Annotated in this window: 21 protein-coding genes; 9 read left to right on the top strand and 12 right to left on the bottom strand. The window is 71.8% G+C overall.

Annotated features, from left to right (window positions below):
* Positions 1-435 precede the first annotated feature (435 nt).
* On the top strand, positions 436-1104 hold the full coding sequence (locus ACFYS8_RS00925) for a RibD family protein (protein WP_387633953.1): 669 nt from the start codon (positions 436-438) through the stop codon (positions 1102-1104).
* A gap of 9 nt (positions 1105-1113) precedes the next feature.
* Here the strand turns inward: ACFYS8_RS00925 and ACFYS8_RS00920 are convergent, their stop codons facing one another.
* Both ACFYS8_RS00920 and ACFYS8_RS00915 read right to left on the bottom strand, forming a co-directional pair.
* Complete coding sequence (locus ACFYS8_RS00920; RefSeq protein WP_387633951.1) at positions 1114-2235, bottom strand: DUF6183 family protein; 1122 nt, start codon at positions 2233-2235, stop codon at positions 1114-1116.
* Positions 2236-2441: 206 nt separating this feature from the next.
* Positions 2442-3887 (bottom strand): aminopeptidase P family protein, encoded by a 1446-nt coding sequence (locus ACFYS8_RS00915; protein WP_387633949.1) that lies wholly within the window; start codon positions 3885-3887, stop codon positions 2442-2444.
* A 256-nt stretch (positions 3888-4143) separates the two neighbouring features.
* On the opposite strand from ACFYS8_RS00915, the gene ACFYS8_RS00910 reads away from it, so the two are divergent.
* From ACFYS8_RS00910 to ACFYS8_RS00880, 7 genes are all read left to right on the top strand, one after another.
* Complete coding sequence (locus ACFYS8_RS00910) at positions 4144-5883, top strand: ABC transporter substrate-binding protein (RefSeq protein ID WP_387633947.1); 1740 nt, start codon at positions 4144-4146, stop codon at positions 5881-5883.
* Positions 5884-5900: 17 nt separating this feature from the next.
* Complete coding sequence (locus ACFYS8_RS00905; RefSeq protein WP_387633945.1) at positions 5901-6863, top strand: ABC transporter permease; 963 nt, start codon at positions 5901-5903, stop codon at positions 6861-6863.
* On the top strand, positions 6860-7849 hold the full coding sequence (locus ACFYS8_RS00900) for an ABC transporter permease (RefSeq protein WP_387633943.1): 990 nt from the start codon (positions 6860-6862) through the stop codon (positions 7847-7849). The genes ACFYS8_RS00905 and ACFYS8_RS00900 overlap by 4 nt, the downstream gene beginning before the upstream one ends.
* A complete protein-coding gene (locus tag ACFYS8_RS00895) occupies positions 7846-8832 on the top strand; it encodes an ABC transporter ATP-binding protein (protein WP_387633941.1) in 987 nt (328 codons plus the stop codon). The genes ACFYS8_RS00900 and ACFYS8_RS00895 overlap by 4 nt, the downstream gene beginning before the upstream one ends.
* The gene (locus tag ACFYS8_RS00890; RefSeq protein WP_387633939.1) at positions 8829-9845 is read left to right on the top strand and encodes an ABC transporter ATP-binding protein; all 1017 of its coding nucleotides are present in this window, start codon (positions 8829-8831) and stop codon (positions 9843-9845) included. Before ACFYS8_RS00895 ends, ACFYS8_RS00890 begins: the two co-directional genes overlap by 4 nt.
* A 237-nt stretch (positions 9846-10082) precedes the next feature.
* Positions 10083-12404, top strand: coding sequence for a collagenase (locus tag ACFYS8_RS00885; RefSeq protein WP_387633937.1), 2322 nt, complete (start codon positions 10083-10085; stop codon positions 12402-12404).
* Positions 12405-12516: 112 nt separating this feature from the next.
* The gene (locus ACFYS8_RS00880) at positions 12517-14310 is read left to right on the top strand and encodes a glycoside hydrolase family 36 protein (RefSeq protein WP_387633935.1); all 1794 of its coding nucleotides are present in this window, start codon (positions 12517-12519) and stop codon (positions 14308-14310) included.
* Between the two features lie 63 nt (positions 14311-14373).
* Here ACFYS8_RS00880 and ACFYS8_RS00875 read toward each other — a convergent pair whose 3' ends face one another.
* From ACFYS8_RS00875 to ACFYS8_RS00840, 8 genes are all read right to left on the bottom strand, one after another.
* Complete coding sequence (locus ACFYS8_RS00875) at positions 14374-14748, bottom strand: hypothetical protein (protein ID WP_387633933.1); 375 nt, start codon at positions 14746-14748, stop codon at positions 14374-14376.
* Between the two features lie 101 nt (positions 14749-14849).
* A complete protein-coding gene (locus tag ACFYS8_RS00870) occupies positions 14850-15281 on the bottom strand; it encodes a roadblock/LC7 domain-containing protein (protein WP_387633931.1) in 432 nt (143 codons plus the stop codon).
* Positions 15282-15318: 37 nt separating this feature from the next.
* Complete coding sequence (locus ACFYS8_RS00865) at positions 15319-16488, bottom strand: hypothetical protein (protein WP_387633929.1); 1170 nt, start codon at positions 16486-16488, stop codon at positions 15319-15321.
* Complete coding sequence (locus ACFYS8_RS00860; protein WP_387633928.1) at positions 16488-16871, bottom strand: hypothetical protein; 384 nt, start codon at positions 16869-16871, stop codon at positions 16488-16490. The genes ACFYS8_RS00865 and ACFYS8_RS00860 overlap by 1 nt, the downstream gene beginning before the upstream one ends.
* 179 nt (positions 16872-17050) lie before the next feature.
* A complete protein-coding gene (locus ACFYS8_RS00855) occupies positions 17051-18349 on the bottom strand; it encodes an MFS transporter (RefSeq protein WP_387633926.1) in 1299 nt (432 codons plus the stop codon).
* Positions 18346-18918 carry a winged helix-turn-helix domain-containing protein gene (locus tag ACFYS8_RS00850; RefSeq protein WP_387633924.1) on the bottom strand — a complete coding sequence of 191 codons (573 nt, stop codon included), beginning with the start codon at positions 18916-18918 and terminating at the stop codon, positions 18346-18348. The genes ACFYS8_RS00855 and ACFYS8_RS00850 overlap by 4 nt, the downstream gene beginning before the upstream one ends.
* Before the next feature lie 92 nt (positions 18919-19010).
* Entirely contained in the window at positions 19011-21356 is a 2346-nt protein-coding gene (locus tag ACFYS8_RS00845; RefSeq protein ID WP_387633922.1) for an immune inhibitor A domain-containing protein, read from the bottom strand.
* A 64-nt stretch (positions 21357-21420) separates the two neighbouring features.
* Positions 21421-23505: a prolyl oligopeptidase family serine peptidase gene (locus ACFYS8_RS00840; protein ID WP_387633920.1), complete on the bottom strand. Its 2085-nt coding sequence runs from the start codon at positions 23503-23505 to the stop codon at positions 21421-21423.
* Positions 23506-23816: 311 nt separating this feature from the next.
* Between ACFYS8_RS00840 and ACFYS8_RS00835 the strand changes: the two genes are divergently transcribed.
* Positions 23817-24245: a hypothetical protein gene (locus ACFYS8_RS00835; RefSeq protein ID WP_387633918.1), complete on the top strand. Its 429-nt coding sequence runs from the start codon at positions 23817-23819 to the stop codon at positions 24243-24245.
* A gap of 145 nt (positions 24246-24390) precedes the next feature.
* Here the strand turns inward: ACFYS8_RS00835 and ACFYS8_RS00830 are convergent, their stop codons facing one another.
* Both ACFYS8_RS00830 and ACFYS8_RS00825 read right to left on the bottom strand, forming a co-directional pair.
* Entirely contained in the window at positions 24391-24720 is a 330-nt protein-coding gene (locus tag ACFYS8_RS00830; RefSeq protein ID WP_387633916.1) for an ArsR/SmtB family transcription factor, read from the bottom strand.
* A gap of 46 nt (positions 24721-24766) precedes the next feature.
* Positions 24767-25141, bottom strand: coding sequence for a hypothetical protein (locus tag ACFYS8_RS00825; protein WP_100584647.1), 375 nt, complete (start codon positions 25139-25141; stop codon positions 24767-24769).
* Between the last annotated feature and the right edge of the window lie 456 nt (positions 25142-25597).

The following is a 25597-nucleotide window of genomic DNA, read 5'->3' as shown; positions in this document are numbered from 1 at the left end:
GGGGAGTTTTGGGGCTGCTGCCGCTCGGCGTGACGGTGCTGCGGGGACGCGTCTTTGGGCGGGTGCGGTGTATGCGAGTGTGCGGGAGGGTGGTGCGGGGGAGGTGACGCGGGGGTTGTGGGGGGACGCGCTGCGCGCGGGGTAGGCCGGGGGAGTTCGGCTGCTGCCGCTCGGCGTGACGCTGCTGTTGGGATGCGAGTGCCCGGGAGGGCGGTGCGGGGAGGCGGCGCGCGGGGTGGGGCGGGCGGCGGTGGTCATGTGACGTCGGCGTTGCCCTCGCGGATGTGTTCGCCGATGGCGGCGGCGGTGGAGTCGGTCATGGTCGTAGTGTGTCGTGATCGTTCCGTCCGGTGCGGGGGATTTCGGCGCCGGGTGCGACGGCGTGTGATCATGCCCGAGGACCGTCGGGGTCCATCCGCGGAGAACGGAGCCACCATGGCCGAGCGGCCCTACGTGCTGTTGAGCGTTGCGACTTCGATCGACGGGTACATCGACGACACCTCGGCGGAGCGGTTGTTGCTGTCGAACGCGGCGGACTTCGATCGGGTGGATCAGGTGCGGGCGGAGTCGGATGCGATTCTGGTCGGGGGGAACACGCTGCGGTCGGACAATCCGCGGTTGTTGGTCAACAGTGAGGCGCGGCGGGCTGCGCGGGTGGCGGCGGGGAAGCCGGAGTATCCGTTGAAGGTGACGGTGACGGCGGGGGGTGGGCTCGATCGGGGGCTCAAGTTCTGGCACTTCGGGGGCGAGAAGGTCGTCTACACCACTGACGCCGGTGCGTTGAAGCTGGGCGACAGCCTGGACGGGCTGGCCGATGTGGTGAGCACCGGCGACGCCGTTGATTTCGGGGCGATGCTCGAGGATCTGGCGGCTCGTGGGGTGCGGCGGCTGATGGTGGAGGGCGGCGGTCGGGTTCACACGCAGTTCTTGTCGCTGGGCCTTGCCGACGAGCTTCAGCTGGCGGTGGCGCCGTTGCTGGTCGGTGAGGCGGGTGCGCCGCGTTTTGTGTATCCGGCCGAGTTTCCGGGTGGCAGCACGCACCGGATGAGGTTGCTGGGGGCCGAGACGGTGGGTGACGTGGTGGTGCTGCGGTACGCGCCGTGAGGGTGGGTGTCAGTCGGTGTCGGTGGCGGCGAGGACGGCGAGGCGGCGGCCGTCGGGGGTGAGGGTGGCCAGGCCGAAGTCCCAGGCGATGTCGTGGAACCAGGGGGTGGGGGCGTCGAAGCCGAACCAGTGGCAGGCGATGGCGCGGGCCTCGGCGGTGGGGAGGGTGGCGTCGGTCAGGGCGGCCACGGACTGCCAGGCGGCGAGGCGGCCGTAGGCGCCGTGGGCGCCGGAGTTGTAGGCGCCGCCGGTGGAGGCTGCGGCGAACAGGACGCGCCAGGCGTCGGCCGGTGGGCAGGTGCTGACGGAGAGGGTGGAGGGTTTGGTGTCGGTGAGGCAGTCGAGGCCGAGGGTGAGGAGTGCGGCGGGGAGGGACTCGACGGGCAGTGGGGTGGCGAACTCGAACACCCGGGCCTCGATGCGGCCGTTGGACTCCTCGGCCCAGTTCGCGACGGCCCGGCCGAGGGCTGCGGTCAGCTCCGGGGTGGTGGTCTCGGTGGCGGGCGGGAGCGCGGCGGCGGTACGGCGGGTCGTCAACTGCTCACTGTTCAGGGACCCGTAGGGCAGGGCGTGGCAGCCGCCCTGCGCGCTGTAGCCGGGCAGGTCGGCGAAGGCTTCCAGCGGGGAGCGGGTCAGGGGCAGCGCGCCCAGCGGGTGGTGGGTGAAGTGCGGGGCGGTCGCCCAGGCGGAGATCCGGGGGATCGAGGAGAGGTCGACGCCGCGCAGGACCAACTCGTGGACCAGGCAGGCCCGCAGCTCGTTCGAAGCGGGCCCGGCGAACGCCGCCGCGAGGTCGGCCGGCCGGTGGCCGGACGCCAGCAGCGAGGCCGCCAGGCGGTCGCCGTTCCGGCCGTTGCGCGGTGCGGCGGCGAGCAGGCGGAGCGCCTGGCGGACGTTCTCGGCGCCCGGCGTGACGGTCAGCAGCCGGACCAGGCGGTCGAAGACGCTCCGGTACTGCCACGTTGCCCCGGGGGAATCGAGGCGCGTGGCGAGGGCGAGGCCGAGGTCGGCGAGGAAGGCGGCGTCGCCCTGTGCGAGCCGTTCCTCGGCCATCGCCGAGACGCCGGTGACGTCCGTCAGGTCGGGGAGTTCCGTCAGGATTCGGGCGATGTGGGTGCGGCGATCGGTCACGGGAGCCGAGCCTACGGAGGCGATTGTCGGATCACCCGGTTATCGGGCCAGTGATCCGTCAGGGTGCGCGGGGTGACCGATCGCCGGAGCCGGGCCGACACCCGCGACCGTCGGATCACCGGGTGCAGGGCCGGGGGCCTCGACCTCGCGGCGATCGGTCGGGGGCGTCGGGCCCCGGCACCCGGGGCCGTCCGGCCCTCCGCTGATCAGGCCAGCAGTTCGCCCATCCAGGACTCGATGCCGTCCACCGTGCGCGGCAGGGCGCCGGACATCAGCTGGGCGCCGTCGGCGGTGATGACCAGGTCGTCCTCGATGCGGATGCCGATGCCGCGCAGGGCGGGCGGCAGGGTGAGGTCGTCGGGCTGGAGGTAGAGGCCGGGTTCGACGGTGAGGACCATGCCCTCCTCCAGGACGCCGTCCAGGTACGTCTCGGCGCGGGCCTTCGCGCAGTCGTGGACGTCCAGGCCGAGCATGTGGCCGCTGGCGCAGAGGGTGTAGCGGCGGTACAGGCCGGAGTCCTCGCGCAGCGCCTGCTCGGCGGGGACGGGCAGGACGCCCCAGTCGGAGAGGCCCTCGGCGATGACGCGCATCGCGGCGCGGTGGAAGTCGCGGAAGGACGCGCCGGGGCGCAGCGCGGCGATGCCGGCGTTCTGGGCGGCGAGGACGAGTTCGTAGGCGTCGCGCTGGGCGGAGGAGAAGGTGCCGGACAGCGGGAGGGTGCGGGTGATGTCGGCGGTGTAGAGGGTGTCGGACTCCACGCCGGCGTCGAGCAGCAGGAGTTGGGTGGGGTCGAGCGGGCCGTCGTTGCGGATCCAGTGCAGGACGCAGGCGTGCGCGCCGGAGGCGACGATGGTCTCGTAGCCGGTGCCGTTGCCCTCGGCGCGGGCGCGGGCGTTGAACGCGCCCTCGAGGATGCGTTCGCCGCGGTGGTGGCGCAGGGCGGCGGGCAGGGCGCGGACCACGTCGGCGAAGCCGGCGGCGGTGTGGTCGACGGAGAGCTGGAGCTGCTCGACCTCCCACGGGTCCTTGATCAGGCGCAACTCGGAGAGGGCGGCGGCGAGTTGGCCGTCGCGCCCGGCGTGGTCGGCGGACGGGCGGCCGAGCGCGGCGTCGAGGGCGGGGTCGACGCCGGCCAGGATGCGGGTGGGGGTGGAGCCGGTGAACAGCTTCGGCAGGTCGTCGAGGTGGGCGGTGCGCAGGCCGGTGAGGTTGGCGGCCTCGGTGAGGTCGGCGCGCCGGCCGACCCAGAACTCGCCGTAGCGGCGGTCGCGGAAGAACGCGCCGGAGCCGTCGGCCCGGTCGGAGCGGGGCCGCAGGTACAGCACGGCCTCGCCGTCGGGTTCGATCACCAGGACGTGGCCGACCTGCTCCTCGCCGGTCAGGCCGGTGAGGTGGGCGTAAGCGCTGTTCGGGCGGAAGCGGTAGTCGCAGTCGTTGCTGCGGACCTTCAACTGCCCGGCGGGGACGAGCAGCCGCTCGCCGGGGAAGGCGGCGGCGATCCGGGCCCGGCGGCCCGGGGTGTACGCGTGGCCGGGGACGCGCAGCTCGGCGGGCAGCGGCGTGGCGGCCCACCGGTCGGACATGTACTCCGCCAGGGCGGGGGAGACGGGGAGGTCGTGGCTGCCGGTGTTCAGTGCGGGCTGGTCGGCCATGGAAGGGGGTTCCTCCGAGCGGGGTCGATACCTGGACAACTGGGGTGAGGGATAAGGAAATTGCACTGCTGAGCGGCGGGCAATGACACGGCTCGGTAACGGTCCGGGCGCCTCATTGCGCAGTGCAATTTCACATTACTATGTTACAGGTCACACCTCAGGGCGGGCCAGACCCCGGCGGCACTGATCCCCGGCGGCACCGGTTCCTCGGTGATTCCCGATCCCCGTTGAGCGACCCCCAGTTCCGGAGATACACATGAACAGGCGTACCCACGCCGCCCTCGCGGCGGCCATCGCGGCATCCCTCACCCTCGCCCTCAGTGCGTGCGGCAGCAGCAGCAACGGCGGTGACGACGGCAGCGGGCAGCACGGTGTGACCACCGAGGGCAACGGCATCGTCGGCGGCACCCCGGTCAAGGGCGGCACCCTGACGATCCTGTCGAACCAGGACTTCGACCAGCTCGACCCCGCCCGCAACTGGACCATGCCGGTGATGGACGTCGGCGTGCGCATGCTCTACCGCACCCTGACCACCTTCAGGGCCGCCCCCGGCGCCGAGGGCCTGAAGGTCGAACCCGACCTGGCCACCGACCTCGGTACCCCCAGCGACGGCGCGAAGACCTGGACCTTCCACCTGAAGGACAACCTCCAGTACGAGGACGGCACCCCGATCACCGCCGACGACATCAAGTACAACGTCGAGCGGTCGTACTCGCCGGAACTGCCCGGCGGCCCCGACTACGCGGTGCGCTACCTGAACGCCCCGGCCGGCTACAAGGGCCCGCTGGGCGGCGAGCGGCTCGGCAACGAGGCCATCGAGGTCCCCGACGCCAAGACCATCGTCTTCCACCTCAAGCGCCCCGTCGCCGAGTTCGGCTACACCGCCACCCTGCCCACCTTCGCGCCCGTCCCCAAGGCCAAGGAGACCGGCGCCAACTACTCCAACCACCCGGTCTCCTCCGGCCCGTACAAGATCGAGAGCTACGACCGCGGCAAGCGCATGGTGCTGGTCCGCAACACCCACTGGGACCAGGCCACCGACCCGGTCCGCAAGGCGTACCCCGACAAGATCGTGGTCGAGCAGACCCTCAAGGGCAGCGGCATCGCCGACCGGCTGATCGCCGACCAGGGCGACGACAAGAACGCCGTCTCCTACGTCGACCTGCTGCCCTCGAAGATCTCCGAGGTGCTCACCAATCCCGACGTGAAGAAGCGCCTGATCAGCGAGAACGCGGGCTGCACCACCAAGCTGGACATGAACACCACCAAGGCGCCGTTCGACAACGCCAAGGTCCGCCTCGCCATGCAGTACGCGGTGGACAAGGAGTCCATGGCCGCCGCCATGGGCGGCCCCGCGTTCAACGACATCGCCACCACCTACCTGCCCCCCGTGATCACCGGCGGCACCCCCGTCGACCACTTCGGGATCAAGCCGGGCGGCGACCCGGAGAAGGCCAAGCAGCTGCTCGCCGAGGCGGGCTTCCCGAACGGCTTCTCCACCGACTTCGTCACCTCCACCGGCGGCAAGCCGCAGGCCGAGGCGATCCAGGCCGCACTCAAGCGAGCCGGCGTGGACGTCACCATCACCACCGTCGACCCCACCGCCGTCAACTCGATCGTCGGCGACAAGGAGAAGCAGCCCGGACTCACCAGCCTCGGCTGGTGCCCCGACTACCCGTCCGCCGCCACCTTCCTGCCGATGATCTTCGACGGCCGGGCCATCAAGGACAAGGGCAACAACGGCAACATGACCCGGTTCAACGACCCGGCCGTCAACGCCGAACTCGACCGGATCGCCGGCCTGGACGACCTGCAGAAGGCCAACGCCGCCTGGCTCGCCCTGGACGCCAAGATCATGGACGCCTCGCCCGCCGTCCCGATGGTCTGGGCCAGGAAGCCCGTCCTGGTCGGCTCCAACATCGCCGGCGCGTACGCCCACCCGGTCTGGGCCGGACAGCTCGACTATGCCGCCATCGGCCTCAAGTCCGTGAACTAGAGCGGGAGTCCACCACCATGACGACCACCCCGCTCGCCCCGGCGCCAGCCGGGGGAGCGGGGGCCTCGGACACCGCCGAGACCCCCGCCTCCCCCTGGAAGCTCGCCCTGCACCGCCTGCGCCGGCAGAAGACCGCCCTCGTCGGCGCCGGCATCATCGCCTTCTTCGTGCTCGCCGCGCTGCTCGCCCCGCTGCTCACCGCGATCAGCGGCACCCGCCCCGACACCGTCGACAAGAAGGCCGTCGACCCCTACCTCGGCGGCCTGCCCCGCGGCGCCCTCGGCGGCATCAGCCCCCAGCACTGGCTGGGCGTCGAACCGCTGCTCGGCCGCGACATCTTCGCCCGGCTGCTCTACGGCGCCCAGATCAGCCTGCTGGTCGCCTTCAGCGCCGCCCTCCTGATCACCCTGATCGGCACCGTCCTCGGCATCACCGCCGGCTACTTCGGCGGCCGCATCGACGCCCTGATCAGCCGGTTCATGGACGTCATGATGTCCTTCCCCAGCCTGATCTTCATGATCGCGCTGCTCTCCGTCGCCCGGGACGTCAACCGCGTCCTGCTGCTGGTCGGCGTCATGTCGCTGTTCTCCTGGCCGTACATCGCCCGCGTGGTCCGCGGCCAGACCCTCTCGCTCAAGCACCGCGAATACGTCGAGGCCGCCCGGGCCAGCGGCACGAGCAGCACCCGCATCCTGTTCGGCGAGATCCTGCCCAACCTCACCGGCACGATCATCGTCTACGTCACCCTCGCCGTCCCCGGCCTGATCGGCACCGAGGCCGCGCTCAGCTTCCTCGGCGTCGGCATCCGCCCGCCCACGCCCTCGTGGGGCCAGATGATCTCCGACGCGGTGCTCTACTACAAGGTCGACCCGATGTTCTTCATCCTGCCCAGCGCCTGCCTGTTCCTGGTGGTCCTGGCCTTCACCCTGGTCGGCGACGCCCTGCGGGACGCCCTCGACCCGAAGGGCAGCCGGGCATGATCGGATACGTGTTCCGCCGGCTCGCCGCGATGGCGGCCACCCTGCTGATCGTCTGCGCGCTCACCTTCGCCGTCTTCTACCTGCTCCCCAGCGACCCCGCCGCCCAGTTCTGCGGCAAGGACTGCTCCACCGAGCGCATCGAACTCGTCCGGCAGCAACTCGGACTGGCCGACCCCCTGATCGTCCAGTTCTGGCACTACGTCACCGGCATCTTCACCGGGCAGACCCTCGGCACCGGCCCCTACGCCGTGCAGTGCGGCTTCCCCTGCTTCGGCTACTCCTTCCAATCCGCCCAGCCCGTCTGGGCGCTGATGATGGACAGGCTCCCCACCAGCGTCTCGCTCGCGGTCGGTGCGGCCGCGCTCTGGCTGATCCTCGGCGTCGGCGCCGGCGTGATCTCTGCCCTGCGCCGCGGCACCTGGATCGACCGCACTCTGATGGTCGGCACCATCGGCATCGCCGCCCTGCCGGTCTACTTCACCGCGATGATCCTGCTCTACGCGGTCGTCACCGTGGCGGGCATCCTCCCGTACCCCCGGTACATCGCCTTCGGTGAGAACCCCGGCCAGTGGGTCACCAACCTGATCCTCCCGTGGATCACCCTCGCCCTGCTGAACGCGGCCATCTACGCCCGGATGACCCGCAACTCCGTCATCGAGACGATGGCCGAACCGTACGTCCGCACCGCCCGCGCCAAGGGCATGCCGGAACGCCGAGTGGTCGGCAAACACGGTCTGCGCCCCGCCCTCACCCCCGTCGCCACCATGCTCGGCATGGACCTCGGCGGACTGCTGGCCGGCGCCCTGATCACCGAATCGCTGTTCGGCCTCCCCGGCATCGGCAAACTCTTCGCCGACTCCCTCAACAAGTCCGACCAGCCGGTGATCATGGGCGTGACGCTGCTCGCCTCCTTCTTCATCGTCACCTCCAACCTGGTCGTGGACCTCGTCTACGCCTGGATCGACCCGAGGGCGAGGCTGTCATGACCCCCCACCCGCTGCTCGACGTACGCGACCTGACCGTCGACTTCCCCACCCCGGAAGGCACCGTCCGCGCCGTCAAAGGCATCGACTTCACCGTCGAACGCGGACGCACCCTCGGCATCGTCGGCGAATCCGGCTCCGGAAAGTCCGTCACCTCCCTCGCCGTCATGGGGCTGCACCGCGGGGCCACCGTCACCGGCTCCGCGAAACTCGACGGCGTCGAACTGATCGGCACCCCCGACGAACAACTCCGCGCCCTGCGCGGCCGGAAGATGGCGATGGTGTTCCAGGACGCCCTCACCGCCCTGCACCCCTACTTCACCGTCGGCGACCAGATCGCCGAGGCCTACCGCCAGCACTTCGGCGGCACCCGCAGGGCCGCCCACGCCCACGCCGTCGACGTGCTCGGCGACGTCGGCATCCCCGAACCCGCCCGCCGGGCCCGCGAACACCCGCACCAGTTCTCCGGCGGCATGCGCCAACGCGCCATGATCGCCCTCGCGCTGTCCTGCGAACCCGACCTGATCATCGCGGACGAACCCACCACCGCCCTCGACGTCACCGTCCAGGCCCAGGTCCTCGACCTGCTCACCCGCCTCCAGCGGGAACGCGGCCTCGGCCTCGTCCTGATCACCCACGACCTCGGCGTGATCGCCCGCGCCGCCGACGACGTCCTCGTCATGTACGGCGGCTCCGCCGTCGAACAGGCCCCCGTTGAAACGCTGTTCACCACGCCCCGGCACCCGTACACGCGCGGGCTGCTCGACTCCCTGCCCCGCCTCGACGCCGAGGACGGTGCCGACCTGCGCTCCATCCCCGGCGCCCCGCCCTCGCTGCTCGCCCCGCCCGCCGGCTGCGCCTTCCACCCCCGCTGCCCCGTCTACGCCGCCGCGCCCGACGCCCGCTGCACCGGCGACCGGCCGCCGCTGCGCGCCGTCGCCGACGGCCACCGCAGCGCCTGCGTCCTCGATGAGGTGACCGCATGACCACCGAGACCGCCCACCTCGCCGCCCGCGCCGAACCAGCCGCCCCCGACGCCCTGCTGAGCGTCCGGAACCTCGGCATGACCTTCCCCGGCGCACGCGGCGCCCTGCGCCGCCTCCCCGGCGTCCGCGCCGTGGACGGCGTCAGCTTCGACGTCCGCCCCGGCGAAACCCTCGGCCTGGTCGGCGAATCCGGCTGCGGCAAATCCACCACCGGACGGATGCTGGTCCGCCTGCTCGACCCGACGGCCGGGCAGGTCAGCTACCGCGGACAGGACATCACCCGCGCCCCGCAACGCCAACTGCGGCCGCTGCGCAGCAAGTTCCAGATGATCTTCCAGGACCCGTTCGCCTCGCTCAACCCGCGCAAGACCGTCCAGCAGATCATCGCGGCCCCGCTGCGGGCCCAGGGCGCGTCCGCCGCGACGATCCGCGAGGAAGTCCGGGACCTGATCCGGCTGGTCGGGCTCGCCCCCGAACACCTGGAGCGCTACCCCCACCAGTTCTCCGGCGGCCAGGCCCAGCGCATCGGCATCGCCCGGGCCCTCGCCACCCGCCCGGAACTCGTCGTCGCGGACGAACCGGTCTCCGCCCTCGACGTCTCCATCCAGGCACAGATCGTCGGCCTGCTGGAACGCCTCCAGGCCGAACTCGGCGTCGCCTACGTCTTCATCGCGCACGACCTCGCCGTGGTCAAACACCTCAGCCACCGGGTCGCCGTCATGTACCTCGGCCGGATCGTCGAACTCGGCGACAAGGCGGACGTGTACGAGAGACCCGCCCACCCCTACACCAAGGCGCTGCTCTCCGCCGTCCCGCTGCCCGACCCCGTCGCCGAGCGCACCCGCGAACGCATCGTCCTGCTCGGCGACCCGCCCAGCCCCGCCAGCCCCCCGCCCGGCTGCACCTTCCACCCGCGCTGCCCCAAGGCGCAGGCCATCTGCCGGACCGAGGCGCCGGTGCTCACCCACGACACCCCCACCCGGCAGGTCGCCTGCCACTTCCCCGAGGAATAGCGCACCAGGGGACGGGAGCGGAGGAACTGCTCCCTCCCGTCCCCACCCCGGAGCTCCGCGAGGGACGCAAGGAACTGCGCGCCCCACAGACGTGCCAGCCCCCGCCCCGCCCCCAGCTCCGCGAGGGACGCAAGGAACTGCGCGGCCGACCGATGCGCACGGTCACCCACGCAGTTCCTCGCGCCCCTGACGGGGCCTGTTGGAGCGCGCCCCCACCCGACGAAAGGCACCCCCACCGTGCGATCACCCCGCAAGACCCTGCTGGCCGCAGCCATCGCCGTGACCCTCGCACTGCCCGTGCTCCAGAGCACCCACGCCGTCGCCGCCGACCCGGTGCCCGCCGCCCCCGCCGGCGCGCCCGTGCCCGCGCCCGCGGAGCGCACCGCGTACGACGAGGCCGAACACCTCGGCAGCGCCACCCCGCAGGCCGGCACCGCCGCGCCCGCACCCGGCGGCGGAAGCCTCGGTGGCGACCACATCCCCGGCGCCCTGCCCCCCAAGGTCGGCCAACCCGCCCCCACCGCAGCCGAGTTGGCGAGCACCGCGGCCGGCGTCAGCTGCGACCTGAACGGCCTGACCGCCCTCTCCCCGCAGGGCCTCGCCGACTTCCTCGCCGACCCCGCCGTCACCGAGGCCTGCCTCGGCGGGACCCTGTGGACCTGGGACGCCCGGTTCGCCACCACCATGGACCCGGCGCACGTGCAGGCCGTCGCCGCCAAGGCGCAGAGCCTCGCCGGAACCAACAGCCCCGCCCTGTACCGGCTCTGGTACTTCCTGCACGCCGCCGTCTTCCACGACTTCGCGCAGAAGAGCATCGACCTGACCACCGCACCCACCACCACCGCCGTCCAGCGCGCCATCGACGCCCACCTCGCCAGCGGCCACGCCTTCGACGCCACCCCCGAGGCCGGCCTGGTCATGCGCGAACTGGGCATCGTGGCCGGTGCCACCGCCATCCGCGAGCACAACCTGCCGCTGTTCAAGCAGCTGCTCTCGCACTTCGGCCCCGGCAGCCCGCTGGTCGCCGTCCCGCAGTGGGGCGGCGGCGTGCTCGCCGCGCTCACCGCCAACTACCTCGGCATCAACAACCGCGACCAGGCGTACACCACCGCCGTCGCGGCCGACCCCGCCCACCGCGCCCTGCTGCGCGGCTTCGCCACCGCCGGCTACCTCAAGGGCACCCCGAACGAATGGGTGGCCCGCGACGCGATGGCCGAGTACGGCCGGCTCGGCGAACTCGACGCCCTCAAGTCGCAGATCACCGCGGACATCGGCCCGCTCCTGACGGACACCAGGAACACCTTCGGCGAGTACTCCGCCCCGTGGATCAAGGCGGCCGGCTGGGCCAACACCTACGGCGTGTGCGCCCAGTTCGGGGTGTGCAAGGACACTTTCGAGGCCCGCCTCTTCCCGTACACGTACAAGTACGACAACGGCGCGATCGAGGTGCGCACCGGCCTCGACAAGGCCACCGTCGACCAGATGTACTACGCCAGCAAGCAGGTGAAGACCCAGTTCTTCCGCGTCCTCGGCACCGACGCCCCGCTGGCCGGAGACACCAACTCCACCCTGCACATCCACCTCTACGCGTCCCGGGCCGACTACGAGGTCTACCACCCCCTGCTGACCGGCATGGAGACCAGCAACGGCGGCATCTACATCGAGAAGGGCGCCACCTTCTACACCTACCAGCGCACCAGCGCCGAGTCGTACCTGACGCTGGAGGAGCTGTTCCGCCACGAGTACACGCACTACCTCAACGGCCGCTGGGCGGTGCCGGGTTACTACGGCGACGAGCGCTGGTACGCCGACGACCGGACCACCGCGATGGACGAGGGCACCGCCGAGTTCTTCGACGGCGCCACCCGCGACCAGGGCATCCAGGTCCGCAAGGCCCTGGTCAACAAGCTCGCCCAGGACGAGGCGGCCGGCCTGCCCCGGATGACCGTCGACCAGATCCTGCACGCCCGCTACGCCGACAAGCCCGACTTCCACTTCTACAACTACGCCGGCACCTTCTTCGAGTTCCTGTGGACCGCCCACCCGTCCCTGCTGCGCGAGATGTACGGCTACCAGCGCGCCGACGACCCGGCCGGCTACGACGCCTGGCGGACCCGCCTCGGCGCCGACCGCAACCTCGACCGCGAGTACTCGGCGTTCCTCGACCAGCAGATCAAGAAGATCGACCAACTCGCCGTACCCAGCACCAAGTTCACTCCCAACGGGTACCTGGCCCAGGCCTACCCCTCCGAGGTGCGGGACGCGTTCGCCAAGGCCACCTACAACACCCCCGACTGCAAGGACAACGGCGACTGGAACAACAAGCCGATGCGCTTCGTCTGCACCGGCCGGATCACCGCCAACCTCGCCGACTCCAGCAGCCCCGACCAGGTGTTCAAGGACATGTCCGGCACCGTCGACCACTTCGTCCTCGAGCGCACCAAGGGCGTCACCAACAACCTCGACGACATGAACTGCTACTTCGGCAAGGTCGACATCTGGCCCGGCGGCCGGGCCGGCACCGCCGACTACACCTGCGAAGGGCCGCTGCGCCGCTGACCGGCGTGCCGCGTTGCTGCGCCGGCGCACCCCGAACACCCGCCCCGGCCGGCCGTCCTACCGCTTCCGCGGCCGGCCGGGGCGGGACCACCCCTGCGAAAGGAAACCCCGCGTGACCACACTGTCCTGGGACGGCTCCGCGCCGCCGTCCGGCCGTACCGAGACCTACTGCATCGTCGACGCCGGCCCGCTCGCCGTCCGGGTGACGGCGGTCGGGAGCGACAGCGCCCCGGCCGTGACGGTGACCGAACTCGACGCCGCCGGCGTGCTGTTGATCGAGGCGTCCACCACCGAACCGGACGCCCGCCTGCGGATCGAGTGGCAGCTGCCCTGCACCGGCGCCACCGGCTACTGGACACCCAACACCAACGCCCGCTGGCTGCCCCCGAGTTGGGCGACACCCCGGGAGGCGTCACTGCCCAAGGGCGCGCCCGTCGGCAGCCTGGTCGGCCCGGGCGACCGCGCGCTGTGCACCTTCGCCGTCGGCGAACTCGTCCGGCCGGTCGCCATCGGCGAAGGCGCCGTCGAGGAGACCGGACGCTACAGCTGGTGGATCGAGCAGGACGGCCCTCGGACCGCCCTGCGGCTCGACCTGACTGGTCGTCATTTTGCCGACACCGTAAGAGAGTGCGCCGAATGGTGGGCCACCCTCGCGCCCGTCCGGACCGTCCCCGACGCCGCGTTCGAGCCGGTGTTCTGCACCTGGTACGCGCTGCACCTGGCGATGGCCGCCACCGACGTCGAACGACTCGCCGCACTCGCCGCCCCGCTCGGCTTCCGCACCCTGATCGTCGACGACGGCTGGCAGACCGACGAACGCACCCGCTCCTACGCCACCACCGGCGACTGGCAGCCCGCCCCCACCGACTTCCCGGACTTCGCCGCACACGTCGCTCGGATCCGCGCCCTCGGCCTGAACTACCTGCTGTGGCACGCCGTCCCATTCGTCGGCGACCGCAGCGAAGCGGCGAAACGACTGGCCGGCCACACCCTCGCCCACCTGCCGCAGCTCGAGACCCACCTGCTCGACCCGCGCAGCGCCACCGTCCGCGCCCACCAGGTCGAACGGCTCGCCGCCGCCGTCGAGAAGTACGGCGTCGACGGCATGAAGGTCGACTTCGTCGACACCTTCGCCCGCCGGCCCGCACCCGGCGCCGCACCCAACACCGCCTCACCCGAAGCGGACTGCGCCACCGTCGCCGAAGGCGTGCGGAAACTGCTCGCCGCCCTCGACGAACGGCTCCGCGCCTCCCGCCCCGACGTGCTGGTCGAACACCGGCAGGACTACCTCGGCCCCGGCCTGTGGCCCTACGCCACCATGGTCCGGGCCGCCGACTGCCCGCACAACGCGGTGGAGAACCGGGTCCGCACCGCGGACCTGCGACTCACCGCCGGACCGCTCGCCGTGCACGCCGACCCGCTCACCTGGCACCCCGAGGAGAGCCCGGAACAGATCGCCGTGCTGCTCCAGTCGGTCCTGTTCGCCACCGCCCAGGTCTCCGTCGACCTCGGTGCGCAGCGCCCCGAGCAACTGGCCGCGCTCAGGTTCTGGCTGGGCGTCATGAAGGAGCACCGCGAGCTGCTCCAGCGAAGCGAACTGCGCCCGCACCGGCCCGAGTTGGCGTACCCCGTGATCGAGGCGCGGAGCCCCGGCGCGCTCGCGTTCGGCCGCTATGCCCCGCTGCCGCTGCACGCCGCCGGTGACTGGCGGCTGCTGCTGGTGGCGAACGCCGACCCGGACACCCTGGTGCGGATCGACTTCGACCGGGCGCCGGGCCGGGTCGACCTGCTGGTCCAGGACTGCCTGGGCGGGGAAGTGGCGCGGGCGCAGACCCCGGTGGACGGGACGGAACTCGCCGTCCGGGTGCCCACCGGGGGCCTGCTCACCCTGCGCAGGGCCGGCTGAACGCGGAGCGGGCCCAGCCGCGCGGGCCGAGTGCAGGGCAGGCCCCGCTGCGCGGGCCGAGCGTCAGACCTCCAGGTCGGTCTCGACCTTCTTGAGCTGGTGGCGGGCCATCGCCAGGTTCGCCCGGTGGCGGTCCAGGGCCAGGTAGAGGAACAGGCCCTTGCCGGAGCGGGAGGTGAGCGGGCGGATCAGGTGGTACTGGGAGGAGAGGGTGATCAGGATGTCCTCGATCGCCTCGTTCAGGTTGAGCAGTTCCATCGCGCGCAGCTTGGCCCGGACCACGTCGGTGTTGCCGGCGGCGGCGACGTTCAGGTCCAGGTCGGGGCCGCCGCCGAGCAGGCCGAGAGCCATCCCGCTGTTGTAGTCGACCAGGGCGACACCGATGGTGCCCTCGATCGACCCCATGATGTCCTTGAGCGCGGTTTCCACAGCAGCCATCGTGCAAGTACCTCTTCCAGTAAGCGAATTGACGGAACGTCAGATCGACGCCCCGGGGTGGTGCAGAGATGAGATGAGCGTCAGAGGGGGAGGGGAGGGGGTCAGAGCGGGCTGCGGTCCAGGTCCGTGTCGGCGAGGGCGGCTATCCGCGCCCCGGCCCGGCGGGCCTCCAGGTGCAGGCGGCCGACGTTGGCCTGCGCGCCGGCCAGCAGCGTGAGCACCGTGTACGAGCCGGCGGCGTACGTCGCCGTGTAGCCGCGCTCGCCGCGGGTGATCAGCTCCAGGAAGGCGCCCTGCCCGGTGGCCTCCGTCAGTCGCGCGCCGACGCCGAGCGCGGCGGCGGTCAGCGCGGCCACGCTCTCCGCCTCCAGGGCGCTGGTGTCGTGGGCCACCACCAGGCCGTCGACGGTGGCGACCAGCGAACCCGTCAGGTGCGGGACTCGGGAGCGCAGGCCGCGCAGTTCGGCCTGCACCTCGGCTTCGGGCAGCACGGGTGTCCTCCTCGCGGCCAGTTGACGAAAGGTGCGCTTCATGACTCGGACGACGGGCAGGGGTGGACGGGCAGGGCGGTCACAGGGCCTCCAGAGCGGCGCGTAGTCGGAGCAGCAGGCCCACCTCCGGGTCCGAGGAGTCGTAGGAGCGCGGACCGGGCGGCATTGGGGCACGCCCCAGCACGTCCGGCGGCACGTCCGGCGGCGCGGATTGCGGCCCGGCGGCCGGTGGCGGGTCGGGGAGGACGGCGGGCCGGCCGGACGCGAGCAGCCCGGCGGCGGCCAGCTGCCGGACGTCCAGCAGGGTGCCGAAGGTGGATCGGCCCAGCAGCCGGGCCAGTTCGGGCACGGTGCGGATGCCGTCGGCGGCGGCCAGCAGCGCCTGGCGGCGGCGGCGCGGCACGGCGGTGCGGCGCGTCGGGGCCGCGCCGGTGGCGACCGGCGGGACGGAATCGAGTTCGGCGGACGGCCAGCAGGCGTCCAGCAGGGTGCGCCGCCGTCCGACCGCGCCGCGCAGCTCCAGGACGGAGAGCGGGCGGGCGAGTTGGAAGGCCGGGCGGGCGGCCGGGTCGAAGCGCAGTTCGACGCTGTGCTGGGCGAGCGCGTCCTGGGCGCCGTCCAAGGTCGCGGCGAGGCGGGCGAGTTCGAGTTCGCCGGTGCCGACCAGGCCGGCCGCGAGCAGGTGGTCGGCGGGGTGTCCGCCGCCGAGTGCCACGCTCTCCTCCCAGGCGCGGAGGGTGATCCGGCCCGCGCCGGTGAGTAGGTGGCCGACGCTCGCGCCGCGCGCGGACTCGGCGTGCACCACCAGGCCGGCCGCCAGGTGCACCGCGCCGTCCGGGCCGTGCAGGACGCCGGTGGCGGCCTGGGCGGCGAGGTCGGTGAGCGCGGCCTCGAAGGTGGTCGCGGGCGCGCAGCTGGAACGTCGGCGGCGCGGCAGCGGAGCGGCCTGGGTGCGTCGCGTTCTTGGTATCAACTGTGGTGCGGCGGCGGTGAGTTGGGGCGCTGCCAGTGGGGAGGCGACCAGTAGTGGCGGTACGGTCGGCATCGGCGGAATGACGGCTTGCGCAGGTGTTGCCGGGACGGGCGTCGCCGGGGTGAGCTCCGCGGCGGCGAGTGCGCGGGCCGGCGGTGCGACGTGCCGGGCCGGCGGCGGGACGCGGTGCGGGAGGAGGCGCGGGGGGAGCGTGTTGACGGTCGGAGGAGGAGTGGGTGTTGCGGCGGGCGCGGTGAGCGTATCGGTGGGCCACATCAGCTGAGCACCAGTCGGTCGGCGATGGCGGCGAGGCGGAGCCGGGCCATCGCCAGGTTGGCGTGGTCGCGGTCCAGCCGGAGGTAGAGGAAGACGTTCGCGTCAAAGGCGGCGGGGACGAAGCGGATCAGGTGGTAGTTGCCGGCCGAGGTGACGATGACGTCCTCGGCGGGCGGGGCACCGGAGTCCGGGTCGGCGAACGACGGGGTCTGGGTGACGGCCCGGGCGAGTTCGGTGGCGTCTGCGGCCCCGACCTCGTGGTCGCCGTCGGGGCCCAGTCCGGCGGTTCCGATGGCCAGACCGTTGGTCCAGTCGACCAGGCTGACCCCCAGGGCGCCGGTGATCCCCATGGCTTCCGCAAGGCATTCCTCGATACCGGGCACGTACCGCATTCCCTCCCCACCGTGCGGGGCACGGTGCGTCCCTGGCCACCGCTTTCACCTGCGGTAGTCTGACCGGGACGCAACGCTACCGGCGGGGCCCCCGGAGGGCGAGACTTTCAGCCATATCCATCGGGCATATGCCCGAATGCGCTAAGGTGCCTCGCCATCCCGATCCGTTGTCAGACCGACTGTTCGGTCCGTTCTTCCTGGTCAGCCGGTTCGTCCGAATCCACCGGCCCTTCCTGGACGGGGAGTTCGCGCAGGCGCGGGATCGGCGAGAAAAGCACCCACAGTCCGGAGGCCACCGCTCCGATCGCGGCGATCCAGAGTGCGGGGCGCAGGCCCAGGGTGGAGCCGAGTAGACCACCGAGCAGTGAACCGAGCGGCCGCACCCCGTAGTTGACGGCCTGGTAGGCGCCGAACACCCGGGAGCGCAGGGCGTCCGGGATGCAGGCGGCGAAGATCGTCCCACCCGAGATGTCGAGGATCATCACACCGACACCGGAAAGGAATTCGGCACTGAACAGCAGTGCGGCGGCGGTGCCGGTCGAGCCGCCGGCCAGCGGGATCAGCAGCAGCGGCGCGGGGAACAGCGCCAGGCCGAGCAGGAAGGCCGGCCCGACACCGATCCGGGCGGCCAGCCGTCCGGTGACCGCCGCGCCGAGCAGCGCGCCGACCGCGCCGGCGGCCAGCACCGAACCCAACAGGCCGGCGCTGAAACCGAGTTCACGGGTGGCGAAGAGGATGAACAACGCGCTGATGACGAAGGTGAACAGGTTGACGGTGGCGGTGCCGAGCAGCGCGGCCCGGATCACGGGGGAGCGGCGGATCCAGCGCAGCCCCTCGCCCGCCGAGCCGCGCCCGGCCTCGGCGGGCGGCGGCTCCGCCGGGTCGATCCGGCGCAGGAACAGCGCGGACGCCAGGAAGGACAGCGCGTCCACCACCAACGCCAAAGGCGCGGCCAGCAGTTGGACCAGCAGGCCGCCGAGGCCCGGGCCCGCCACGTAGGAGGCGGCGCGGCTGCCGTTGATCAGCGCGTTGCCGCGCAGGTACTGGTCGGCGGGGACGAGCGCGACGAACAGCGGCGGGTTGCAGACGTTGAAGAACACCGAGAGCGTGCCGACCGCGAGTACCACCGCGTACAGCTGGAACAGCGTCAACGCGCCCGCCGCCCAGGCGAGCGGGACGGTCAGCAGCACCGCGGCGCGGCCCAGGTCGGTGGCGATCATCACCCGGCGCCGCCGCCCGTAGCGGTCGGCCCAGCCACCCGCGTGCAGCGACAGCAGCAGGTACGGCAGGTAGCCGGCGGCGGCCAGGTAGCCCATCTGCGCGGCGTCGGCGTGCAGGGCGGAGACCGCGATCAGCGGGATCACCAGCAGGGTGATCTGGTCGCCGAGGGAGGAGATGGTCTGCCCGCTCCAGTAGCGGCGGAAGGCCGGATCGCGCAGCAGCTCAGGTATCCGGGGGCGGCTGATCACTGCCGTACGTCCGTCGGCACGGCCAGCTGCATCAGCTGGACGGGGCGGGCGCCTTCGGGGAGGCCGTCCGTGCGCTCCAGGTAGGGGCGGGTCAACTCCTCGATCCGGGTGAGGAGTTCGGTGAGTTCCTCGGGGGTGACCCGGACCACGGTGTCGCCGAAGCCGATCGCCTCGCGCCACTCGGGCGTGTCCTCGGCGCGGTGCTCCAGCCAAGCGGTGGCGCGGGCGAAGTAGCTGTTCAGCACGGCGCGTTGCAGGGTGTCGACGGCGGCGGCCTGCTCCGGGTCGGCGGGCGAGGACTCCCAGCTGGTGAAGGTGGCGGTGGCCCGCCAGGGCTTCTCCCGGCCGCGTCCGCCGCCGGCCTCCTCGACCAGCCCGTACTTGGCGAGTTGGCGCAGGTGGAAGGAGCAGCTGGCGACCGATTCGGTGCCGAGCAGCTCCGCGGCGCGGGTCGCGGTCAGCGGCCCGTGCACCCGGAGCAGGCCCACCAGGGCCATCCGGGTCGGGTGGGCGTAGGCGCGCAGGGCGCGCGGGTCGGTCAGCCGGACGGCCGACGGCTGTTCGCTCATGTATGTAAAGCTAGCTTTCTAAAGGAAGCTTTACAAGAGGAACTGCCGCCGGCCGGTGCCGGGTTCAGGGCGTTGTGCTCAGGGCGCCGATATCAGGACGCCGGGCCTACGCGGACGGTGGTCAGCTTGCCGCCCTGGGTCTCGCGGACCACCTCGATCCGGGTGTTGGTGTCCGGCACCTTCACCCCGAGCTGCGGGATCGCCGGGTCGCTGTACACGCCGTGACGGTCGTCGAACGCCGGCACCGCCGGCTCCGAGGGCACCTTGGTCGCCACGCCCGCCTTGTGCAGCGTGAACGCGTCGGTCTTCTTCAGCGAGAACGTCGCGTCGTACGGCTGCGAACGCCCGTTGGTGGTCGAGCCGTCCGCGAACCGCAGCGCCTTCGGGTGCGCGTCCACCGGCAGGATCAGGCCGCCGCCCAGGTGGTCGACGGTGTTGTTGTCGCCGTAGGAGGTGTCCCACAGCCACACCAGCACGCCCTCCTGGTAGGGGTAGTTGTCGATCACGTTGGACTTGTTCGGCACGCCCGAGTACCCGAAGTTGTACGGGCCGGTCTTCAGGAACGCGCCGTACCCGACGTAGCGGCGGTTCTCCACCAGGTACGCCCGCGGGTGCTGCTTGACGGCGTCCTTGCCGTGGATGACCGAGAACCCGACGGCCGCCCAGTCGCCCGGGCCGCCCTCCGCGCCGTCGGCCAGCAGCACCGCGCCGTCCGCGGTCAGCTTCACCGCGTCCACCAGCACGCCCTTGCCGTGGGTGTTGGTGTCGGAGGTGACGTGGAAGCGCACCTGCACCTGCTTGCCGAGGTAGCCGTCCAGCGGCAGGTGCAGCTGGCGCCAGCCGCCCGAACTTCCGCTCAGGCCGGGGGTGTTCGCGGGAGTGTCGCCGATCGGCTGTCCGTCCACCGTGCCGTGCAGTGGCGTCCAGTTGCGGCCGCCGTCGGCCGAGGCCTCCACCGTGAAGAAGTCGTAGTCCTGCTCGGTGTCCCACCAGGCCGCGGTGTCGAGCGCGGCCGAGCCGGTGGCGCCGGTCAGGTCCACGGTGCGGGCCAGCGAGGCGTCCATGTTGTCACCGGTGTCGCTCCACCACTGCGCGCCGCCCTCGAACGGGTCGGCCAGCGTGGTGGTGGTCGAACCCGGCGGCAGGTGCACCAGGACGGCCTGCGCCTGGTCCGTGTTGTAGCCGGAGACGCCCAGGGTGTGGCTGGAACGGGTGGCGGCCTGCGCCTCGTCGTAATTCAGCCAGCCCATCTGCAACTTGCTCCAGGCGTCCAGGTCGCCCGGGTACTCGCCGGTCGTGTTCCGGCCCTTGCCCAGGTACGAGCCGGAGGACATCAGCGACCAGAAACTGACGGAGTTGTCGCCGCCGTTGGTCGAGTACAGGTCCGGCAGGCCCAGGTTGTGCCCGAACTCGTGGGAGAACAGGCCCACTCCGCTGTTCTCGCCCGCCTGCACGTAGTCGTACACGTACAGGCCGGTGTCGCCGACCGGCGCGCCGCCGATCCGGTTGCCCGCCGGGCCGGTCTGCCCGGACGGGTCGGGGAACGTCCAACTGCGGTGCGCCCAAAGGGCGTCGGAGCCCTGCGCGCCGCCGCCCCAGGTCTCGTCGACGCCGGCGTGCACCACGATCACGTTGTCGAGGTAGCCGTCCGGCTCGTCGAAGTTGCCGTCCTTGTCGTAGTCGTAGCGGTCCTGGACGTCGTACTGCGCCAGCTCCGCCTTGACGTCCGCCGCCGAGCGGCCCTTGGCGATCTCGCCGTCGTACCAGGCCTTGGTGGCGTCCCGGACGAACTCCTGCGCCTGCGTCCAGCCGCCGCCGCCCTGCGGGCCCTTGTTGGAACCGTAACGGGCCTCGTTCCAGGGCAGGGTGACCCAGTTGGTGACGGTGCCCTCGATGTCGTACCGGCCCGAGGACTGGGTGCGGTAGAAGTTGCGCATCGAGTTCGCGCCCGGCGTGTCGTCGAAGAACATCTTCTGGTAGAAGTCGCGGCTGAAGTCGCTCTGCCAGTAGGTGTGCGTGTCGTCCGCGCCCGGCCGCTGGATCTGGTTGTGCTGCGGGCCCGGGGTGCCGCCGTAGCGCGGCTTTCCGTTGTACAGCGTGGAGTTGTCGACCTGGTCGCCGAACTGGGCCAGGATCACGAATACCTTGTCCGTGCGCTGGTGCGCGAGCTGGACGTAGTCGTTGCCGATCTTCACCTTGGCCGGGGTGGTGCCCTTGTCGCTCTTGGCGACCTTGCCCTGGTTGACCTGCTCCATGGCCTGCGTCTTCAGCGCCTGCCGGGCCTTCTCCTGGGGCGGCAGCGGGGACGGCGGGGCCTCGCGGCCTTCAGTGCTCAACTCCGTTGCGGGGGACGACGGTTGGGCGAACGCCGGGACGGCGGTCAGCGCTATCGCGCCGGTGGTCAGCGCAGCCAGGAGGGCTGTGGGGAGTCTGCGCAAGAGACCCGCTCCTTAGCGGAAGGAAAGGTAAAGGGATGGTCGGTAATATTTCACATGTCATGCTTCAGGTGGAAGAGGTCATCCCCAACTCCCTGCGCAGGAAGTCCAGTTCCACCGCCGCCACCCGCTCCAGCTCCCCGTCCGGCAGCATGTGGCTCACCCCCGGCAGCGGCAGCACCGCGTGCGGACGGCCCGCCCGGGTCAGCGCCTGCGACAGCAGCATCGTGTGCGAGGGGTGCACGTTGTCGTCGGCCAGCCCGTGGATCAGCAGCAGCGGACGGGTCAGCGACGGCGCGTCGGCGAGCAGACAGTCCGCCTCGTACCCCTGCGGGTTCTCCTGCGGCAGCCCCAAGTACCGCTCGGTGTACGCCGTGTCGTACAGCCGGAAGTCGGTCGGCGGCGCACCCGCGCTCGCCGCGTGGAACACGTCCGGACGGCGCAGCACCGCCAGCGCCGCGAAGTAGCCGCCGTACGACCAGCCGCGCACGCCCACCCGGGACAGGTCCAGATCCGGGTGCGCCGCGGCCAGCGCGTGCAGGGCCGCCACCTGGTCGTCGATCGCCACCTGCGAGAAGCGGCGGAAGATCGCCCGGGTGAACTCCGGTGACACGAAAGGCGTTCCGCGGTTGTCGACGGTCACCACCGCGAAGCCCTGGTCGGCCCACCACTGCTTCAGCTGCCAGCGGCGCGGCTCGTTCGCGACCGCCTGGTAGCCCGGGCCGCCGTACACGTCCAGCAGCACCGGCAGCCGGCGCCCCGCCACGTGCCCGCGCGGGTACAGCACCGCCGTGGGCAGCCCGTGCTCGGTCACCCGGGCCAGCAACGGCTCCGGCCGGTAGGGGAGTTCGGCCGTCAGGGCGGGGAGCTCGCCGGTGCGGACGCCGTGCTGACGGAATTCACGCCGGACGCCGTCGAGGGTGGCCGAGACGAGCAGCAGCACGCCCTCGCCGTGTGCGGCCACCGCGTGCACGCCCGGGCCCTCGGTGAGCCGCTCCGGGATGCCGCCGTCCGGGTCCAGCAGGTACACGTGCTGGTCGGCCGGGTCGCCGTCGCCCGCCTCGACCAGCAGGCCGCCCTGCCACGGTCCGACCACCCGGCGCACCTGCAGCCGCTCGTCCGTCAGCGGCTTGCCGTCCAGCGCCAGCCCGCGCGCCGCCGGGGTGTCCGCCGAGGTCAGCACCCGACCGTCGGGCAGCCGCAGCGGGGTGCCCGGCAGCGGGTCTACCCAGAACTCGTCCTCGGTGCACGAGAGTTCACGCGTGATGCCGGTGGCCGGGTCGGCGCTCAGCAGCAGCACTCGCTGCTGCAACCGGTCCGCGACGGTCAGCAGGATCTCCCCGTCGCCCTCCCAGTCGGCCGCCAGCAGGTACGGGAACTCGGCTTCGTCCCAGCGCAGTCGGGTGCGGGCGCCGGACAGGCGCAGCACCCACAGCTGGACGTCCGCGTTCGGGCCGCCCGCCTGCGGGTAGGCGAACGAGTCCGGCGTCCGCTCAGGGTGCGCCAGGTCGCCCAAGTGCCGCAGCGGCAGCGCCGATTCGTCCACCCGGGCGGCCAGCAGCGCGGTGCCGTCGGGCGACCACCAGTGGCCCCGGGCGCGGCCCAGCTCCTCGGCCGCCGCGAACTCCGCCACGCCCCAGCGCGCCCCGTCCGCCGGACTGAGCCGGCCGCCCGGCGCCAGGTACAGCGCGTCGTCGGCGACGTACGCGACCAGCGAACCGTCCGGGTTCGGTCGCGGGTCGAACGCGGGCGCCGAGACCGGGAGTTCGGTGCAGGCGCCGGTCGCCGTCTCGCAGCGGAAGAGCCGGCCGTCGAGGGCGAAGACCGCCGTGGCGAGATCGGCGGTGGCCGCGAACGAGCCGATGCCGGGCGCCCACAGCCGGATCCGTTCGCGCAGGCGACGCTCCAGCGGAGGCAGGTCCGCGACCGCGCCGGTGCGGGCGGGCGCGAGCGCCAACGGGTCTGCCACCAGGCACTCTTGATGGTCTGTCAGGTCGTAGCTCCACAGTCGCTCGACCGGGTCGGTCGGGCCGGTGGAACGCAGGAACAGAGCGCGGCTCGCGTCGGCGGCGAGGGTGACCGCGCGGGGCGAGCCGTAGCTGAAGCGGCCGGTGGCGGCGCTCAGCGCGAGGAAGGAGTCGGTGTGGGTCACCTGCCGATGGTGGCCGGGGAGGGCGTGATTCGGCTAGAAGTATGACGTGTGAAATGTCACACAGCATCGGCCCTCGCGTCCGGAGCAATCCGGGGGCGGTTCCTGGAGGTGTACCCGGAGGGCGGAAGAGGCCGAGCCGAACGAGTAGCCGAGCGGTCGCATGTGGTTACGCGAGCGAACGGCTGGGCGAACGCCCGAGTGGACGTCAGGGTGGACGTCAGGGTGGACGTCAGGGTGGACGTCCGAGCGGACGGCTTCGGTGCCGAACTCGCGATCTTCCCTCTGGCTTTGGAGAAACCTTGAAGCCCACCATGCGACGCCGACTCTGCCGTCTCGGCCTGCCCCTGGCGGCCGCCGCCCTCGTCACCACCGCGTTCGCCGCGGACGCCCAGGCCGCCGTCCGCGGCGGCGGTTACGGCGGTGGCCACGGGGGCTGTTCGAGCGGCTGCAACAAGCCCGGCGGTGAGCCCGGTGATCTCGGCGAGGAGGACGAGGACTTCCTCCAGCCGACCATCATCGTCTACGAGTCGCTCTCGATGGACGAGACCCTCACCGGCACCGCGCAGTGCCCCGACGACACCACCATCACCGGTGGCGGCTTCAGTTCGGACGGCACCGCCGCCGGCGACAGCTTCCCGTCGGGCGACAACATGTGGACCGCGACCATCTCGACCTCGTCCGGGACAGGGATGTTCACGGTCTGCGCGGTGTGCCTGCCACTCGCCCTCGCCGAGTCCTGATCCGGGCGGACCGGGCGGACCGGGCGGGCCTGGCGGACCGGGCGGACCGGGCGGGCCTGGCGGACCGGGCGGACCGGGCGAACTGCGTGACCGAACACCACTGACGGGCCATCCGGATGGGGGCAGGGTGGCCCGTCGGGGGTGGTCAGTGGGACGCGCGGAGCTCCTCCAGCAGCATGCCCTGGTCGGCGAGCAGCTCGGTGAGTATCCGGCGTGCGGTGCGCAGCAGTTCGGCGACGTCGGCGCCGGCCAGCGCGTAGACCACGGTGGATCCCTCGCGGGTGGCGGTGACCAGGCCGGAGCGGCGCAGGATGGCCAACTGCTGGGAGAGGCTGGACGGTTCGATCTCGAGCTCGGGCAGTAGGTCGCGGACGGGCGTCGGCCCCGCCTGGAGCAGTTCGAGCACTCGGATCCGGACCGGATGGCCGAGCATCCGGAAGAACTCGGCCTTGGCCTGGTACAGCGGTACGGGCATGCTTCCTCCCCTTTGTCGTCGGCGGCCCGCAGGCCGCCGCCCGCGCTCAGACCTCCAGGGACGCCTCGATCCGCTTCAACTGGTGCCGGGCCATTGCCAGGTTGGACCGGCTGCGGTTGAGCGCGAGGTAGAGGAACAGTCCTCGCCCGCCGGCCGTGGTGAGCGGGCGGATCAGGTGGTACTGCCCGGTCAGGGTGACCAGAATGTCCTCGATGCCGTCGTCGTGGAGGTTGAGCATCTCCATCGCCCGCATCTTGGCACGCACCAGGTCGGTGTTGGCAGCGGCGGCGACATTCAGATCGATCTCCCCGCCGTCGCCGAGAGTGCCCAGGGCCATCCCGCTGCCGTAGTCCACCAGGGCCACCCCGATGGCACCTTCGATGGTCATGGCTTCCTTGAGCGAGGTCTCGAGATTCGCCATCGCCTGTCCTCCTGTCGTGGGGTTCGGTGGCACGACTGTAGGAACCGGATCGCACTGCGGCCATCTGGTGATCGCAATCGTTCGACTCTGGTCGGAAGTCGATCGAGCGAGGCCGATTCGCTGACCACATGAAGACATTTGCAACTCTGGATGTGAACAGTTCACGTGAGTGCGATTTCCGCGGCGGCTCCGGCTGATCACGTTCGAAACCGCCGACCAGATCATCTACGCACGGATCATCTCCGCATAGATCAACGCGTCGGAGCCACCCGAACCGCTCACCCCGTGCGACGCGCCCGCCCCGAAACGAGACGCACCCGCGCCCGAAACGTGCCGGCGAACCCGCCCCCGCGACGTAACGACGCACCCGCGCCCGAAACGTGCCGGCGAACCCGCCCCCGCGACGTAACGACGCACCCGCGCCCGAAACGTGCCGGCGAACCCGCCCCCGCGACG

The organism is Kitasatospora sp. NPDC004615 (genome assembly GCF_042873545.1).
GTDB lineage: Bacteria > Actinomycetota > Actinomycetes > Streptomycetales > Streptomycetaceae > Kitasatospora.
Note: the sequence above shows the minus strand (reverse complement) of the source record. Positions and strands in the feature narration are given on the sequence as shown.

What these genes read in the sequence shown, in the direction of transcription:
- ACFYS8_RS00925 (WP_387633953.1), top strand. Translation starts at nt 436, where the DNA reads ATGGCCGAGCGGCCCTACGTGCTGTTGAGCGTTGCGACTTCGATCGAC.
- ACFYS8_RS00830 (WP_387633916.1), bottom strand. Translation starts at nt 24,720, where the DNA reads ATGCCCGTACCGCTGTACCAGGCCAAGGCCGAGTTCTTCCGGATGCTC.
- ACFYS8_RS00915 (WP_387633949.1), bottom strand. Translation starts at nt 3,887, where the DNA reads ATGGCCGACCAGCCCGCACTGAACACCGGCAGCCACGACCTCCCCGTC.
- ACFYS8_RS00890 (WP_387633939.1), top strand. Translation starts at nt 8,829, where the DNA reads ATGACCACCGAGACCGCCCACCTCGCCGCCCGCGCCGAACCAGCCGCC.
- ACFYS8_RS00850 (WP_387633924.1), bottom strand. Translation starts at nt 18,918, where the DNA reads ATGAGCGAACAGCCGTCGGCCGTCCGGCTGACCGACCCGCGCGCCCTG.
- ACFYS8_RS00825 (WP_100584647.1), bottom strand. Translation starts at nt 25,141, where the DNA reads ATGGCGAATCTCGAGACCTCGCTCAAGGAAGCCATGACCATCGAAGGT.
- ACFYS8_RS00895 (WP_387633941.1), top strand. Translation starts at nt 7,846, where the DNA reads ATGACCCCCCACCCGCTGCTCGACGTACGCGACCTGACCGTCGACTTC.
- ACFYS8_RS00900 (WP_387633943.1), top strand. Translation starts at nt 6,860, where the DNA reads ATGATCGGATACGTGTTCCGCCGGCTCGCCGCGATGGCGGCCACCCTG.
- ACFYS8_RS00905 (WP_387633945.1), top strand. Translation starts at nt 5,901, where the DNA reads ATGACGACCACCCCGCTCGCCCCGGCGCCAGCCGGGGGAGCGGGGGCC.
- ACFYS8_RS00865 (WP_387633929.1), bottom strand. Translation starts at nt 16,488, where the DNA reads ATGTGGCCCACCGATACGCTCACCGCGCCCGCCGCAACACCCACTCCT.
- ACFYS8_RS00835 (WP_387633918.1), top strand. Translation starts at nt 23,817, where the DNA reads ATGCGACGCCGACTCTGCCGTCTCGGCCTGCCCCTGGCGGCCGCCGCC.
- ACFYS8_RS00870 (WP_387633931.1), bottom strand. Translation starts at nt 15,281, where the DNA reads ATGAAGCGCACCTTTCGTCAACTGGCCGCGAGGAGGACACCCGTGCTG.
- ACFYS8_RS00875 (WP_387633933.1), bottom strand. Translation starts at nt 14,748, where the DNA reads ATGGCTGCTGTGGAAACCGCGCTCAAGGACATCATGGGGTCGATCGAG.
- ACFYS8_RS00910 (WP_387633947.1), top strand. Translation starts at nt 4,144, where the DNA reads ATGAACAGGCGTACCCACGCCGCCCTCGCGGCGGCCATCGCGGCATCC.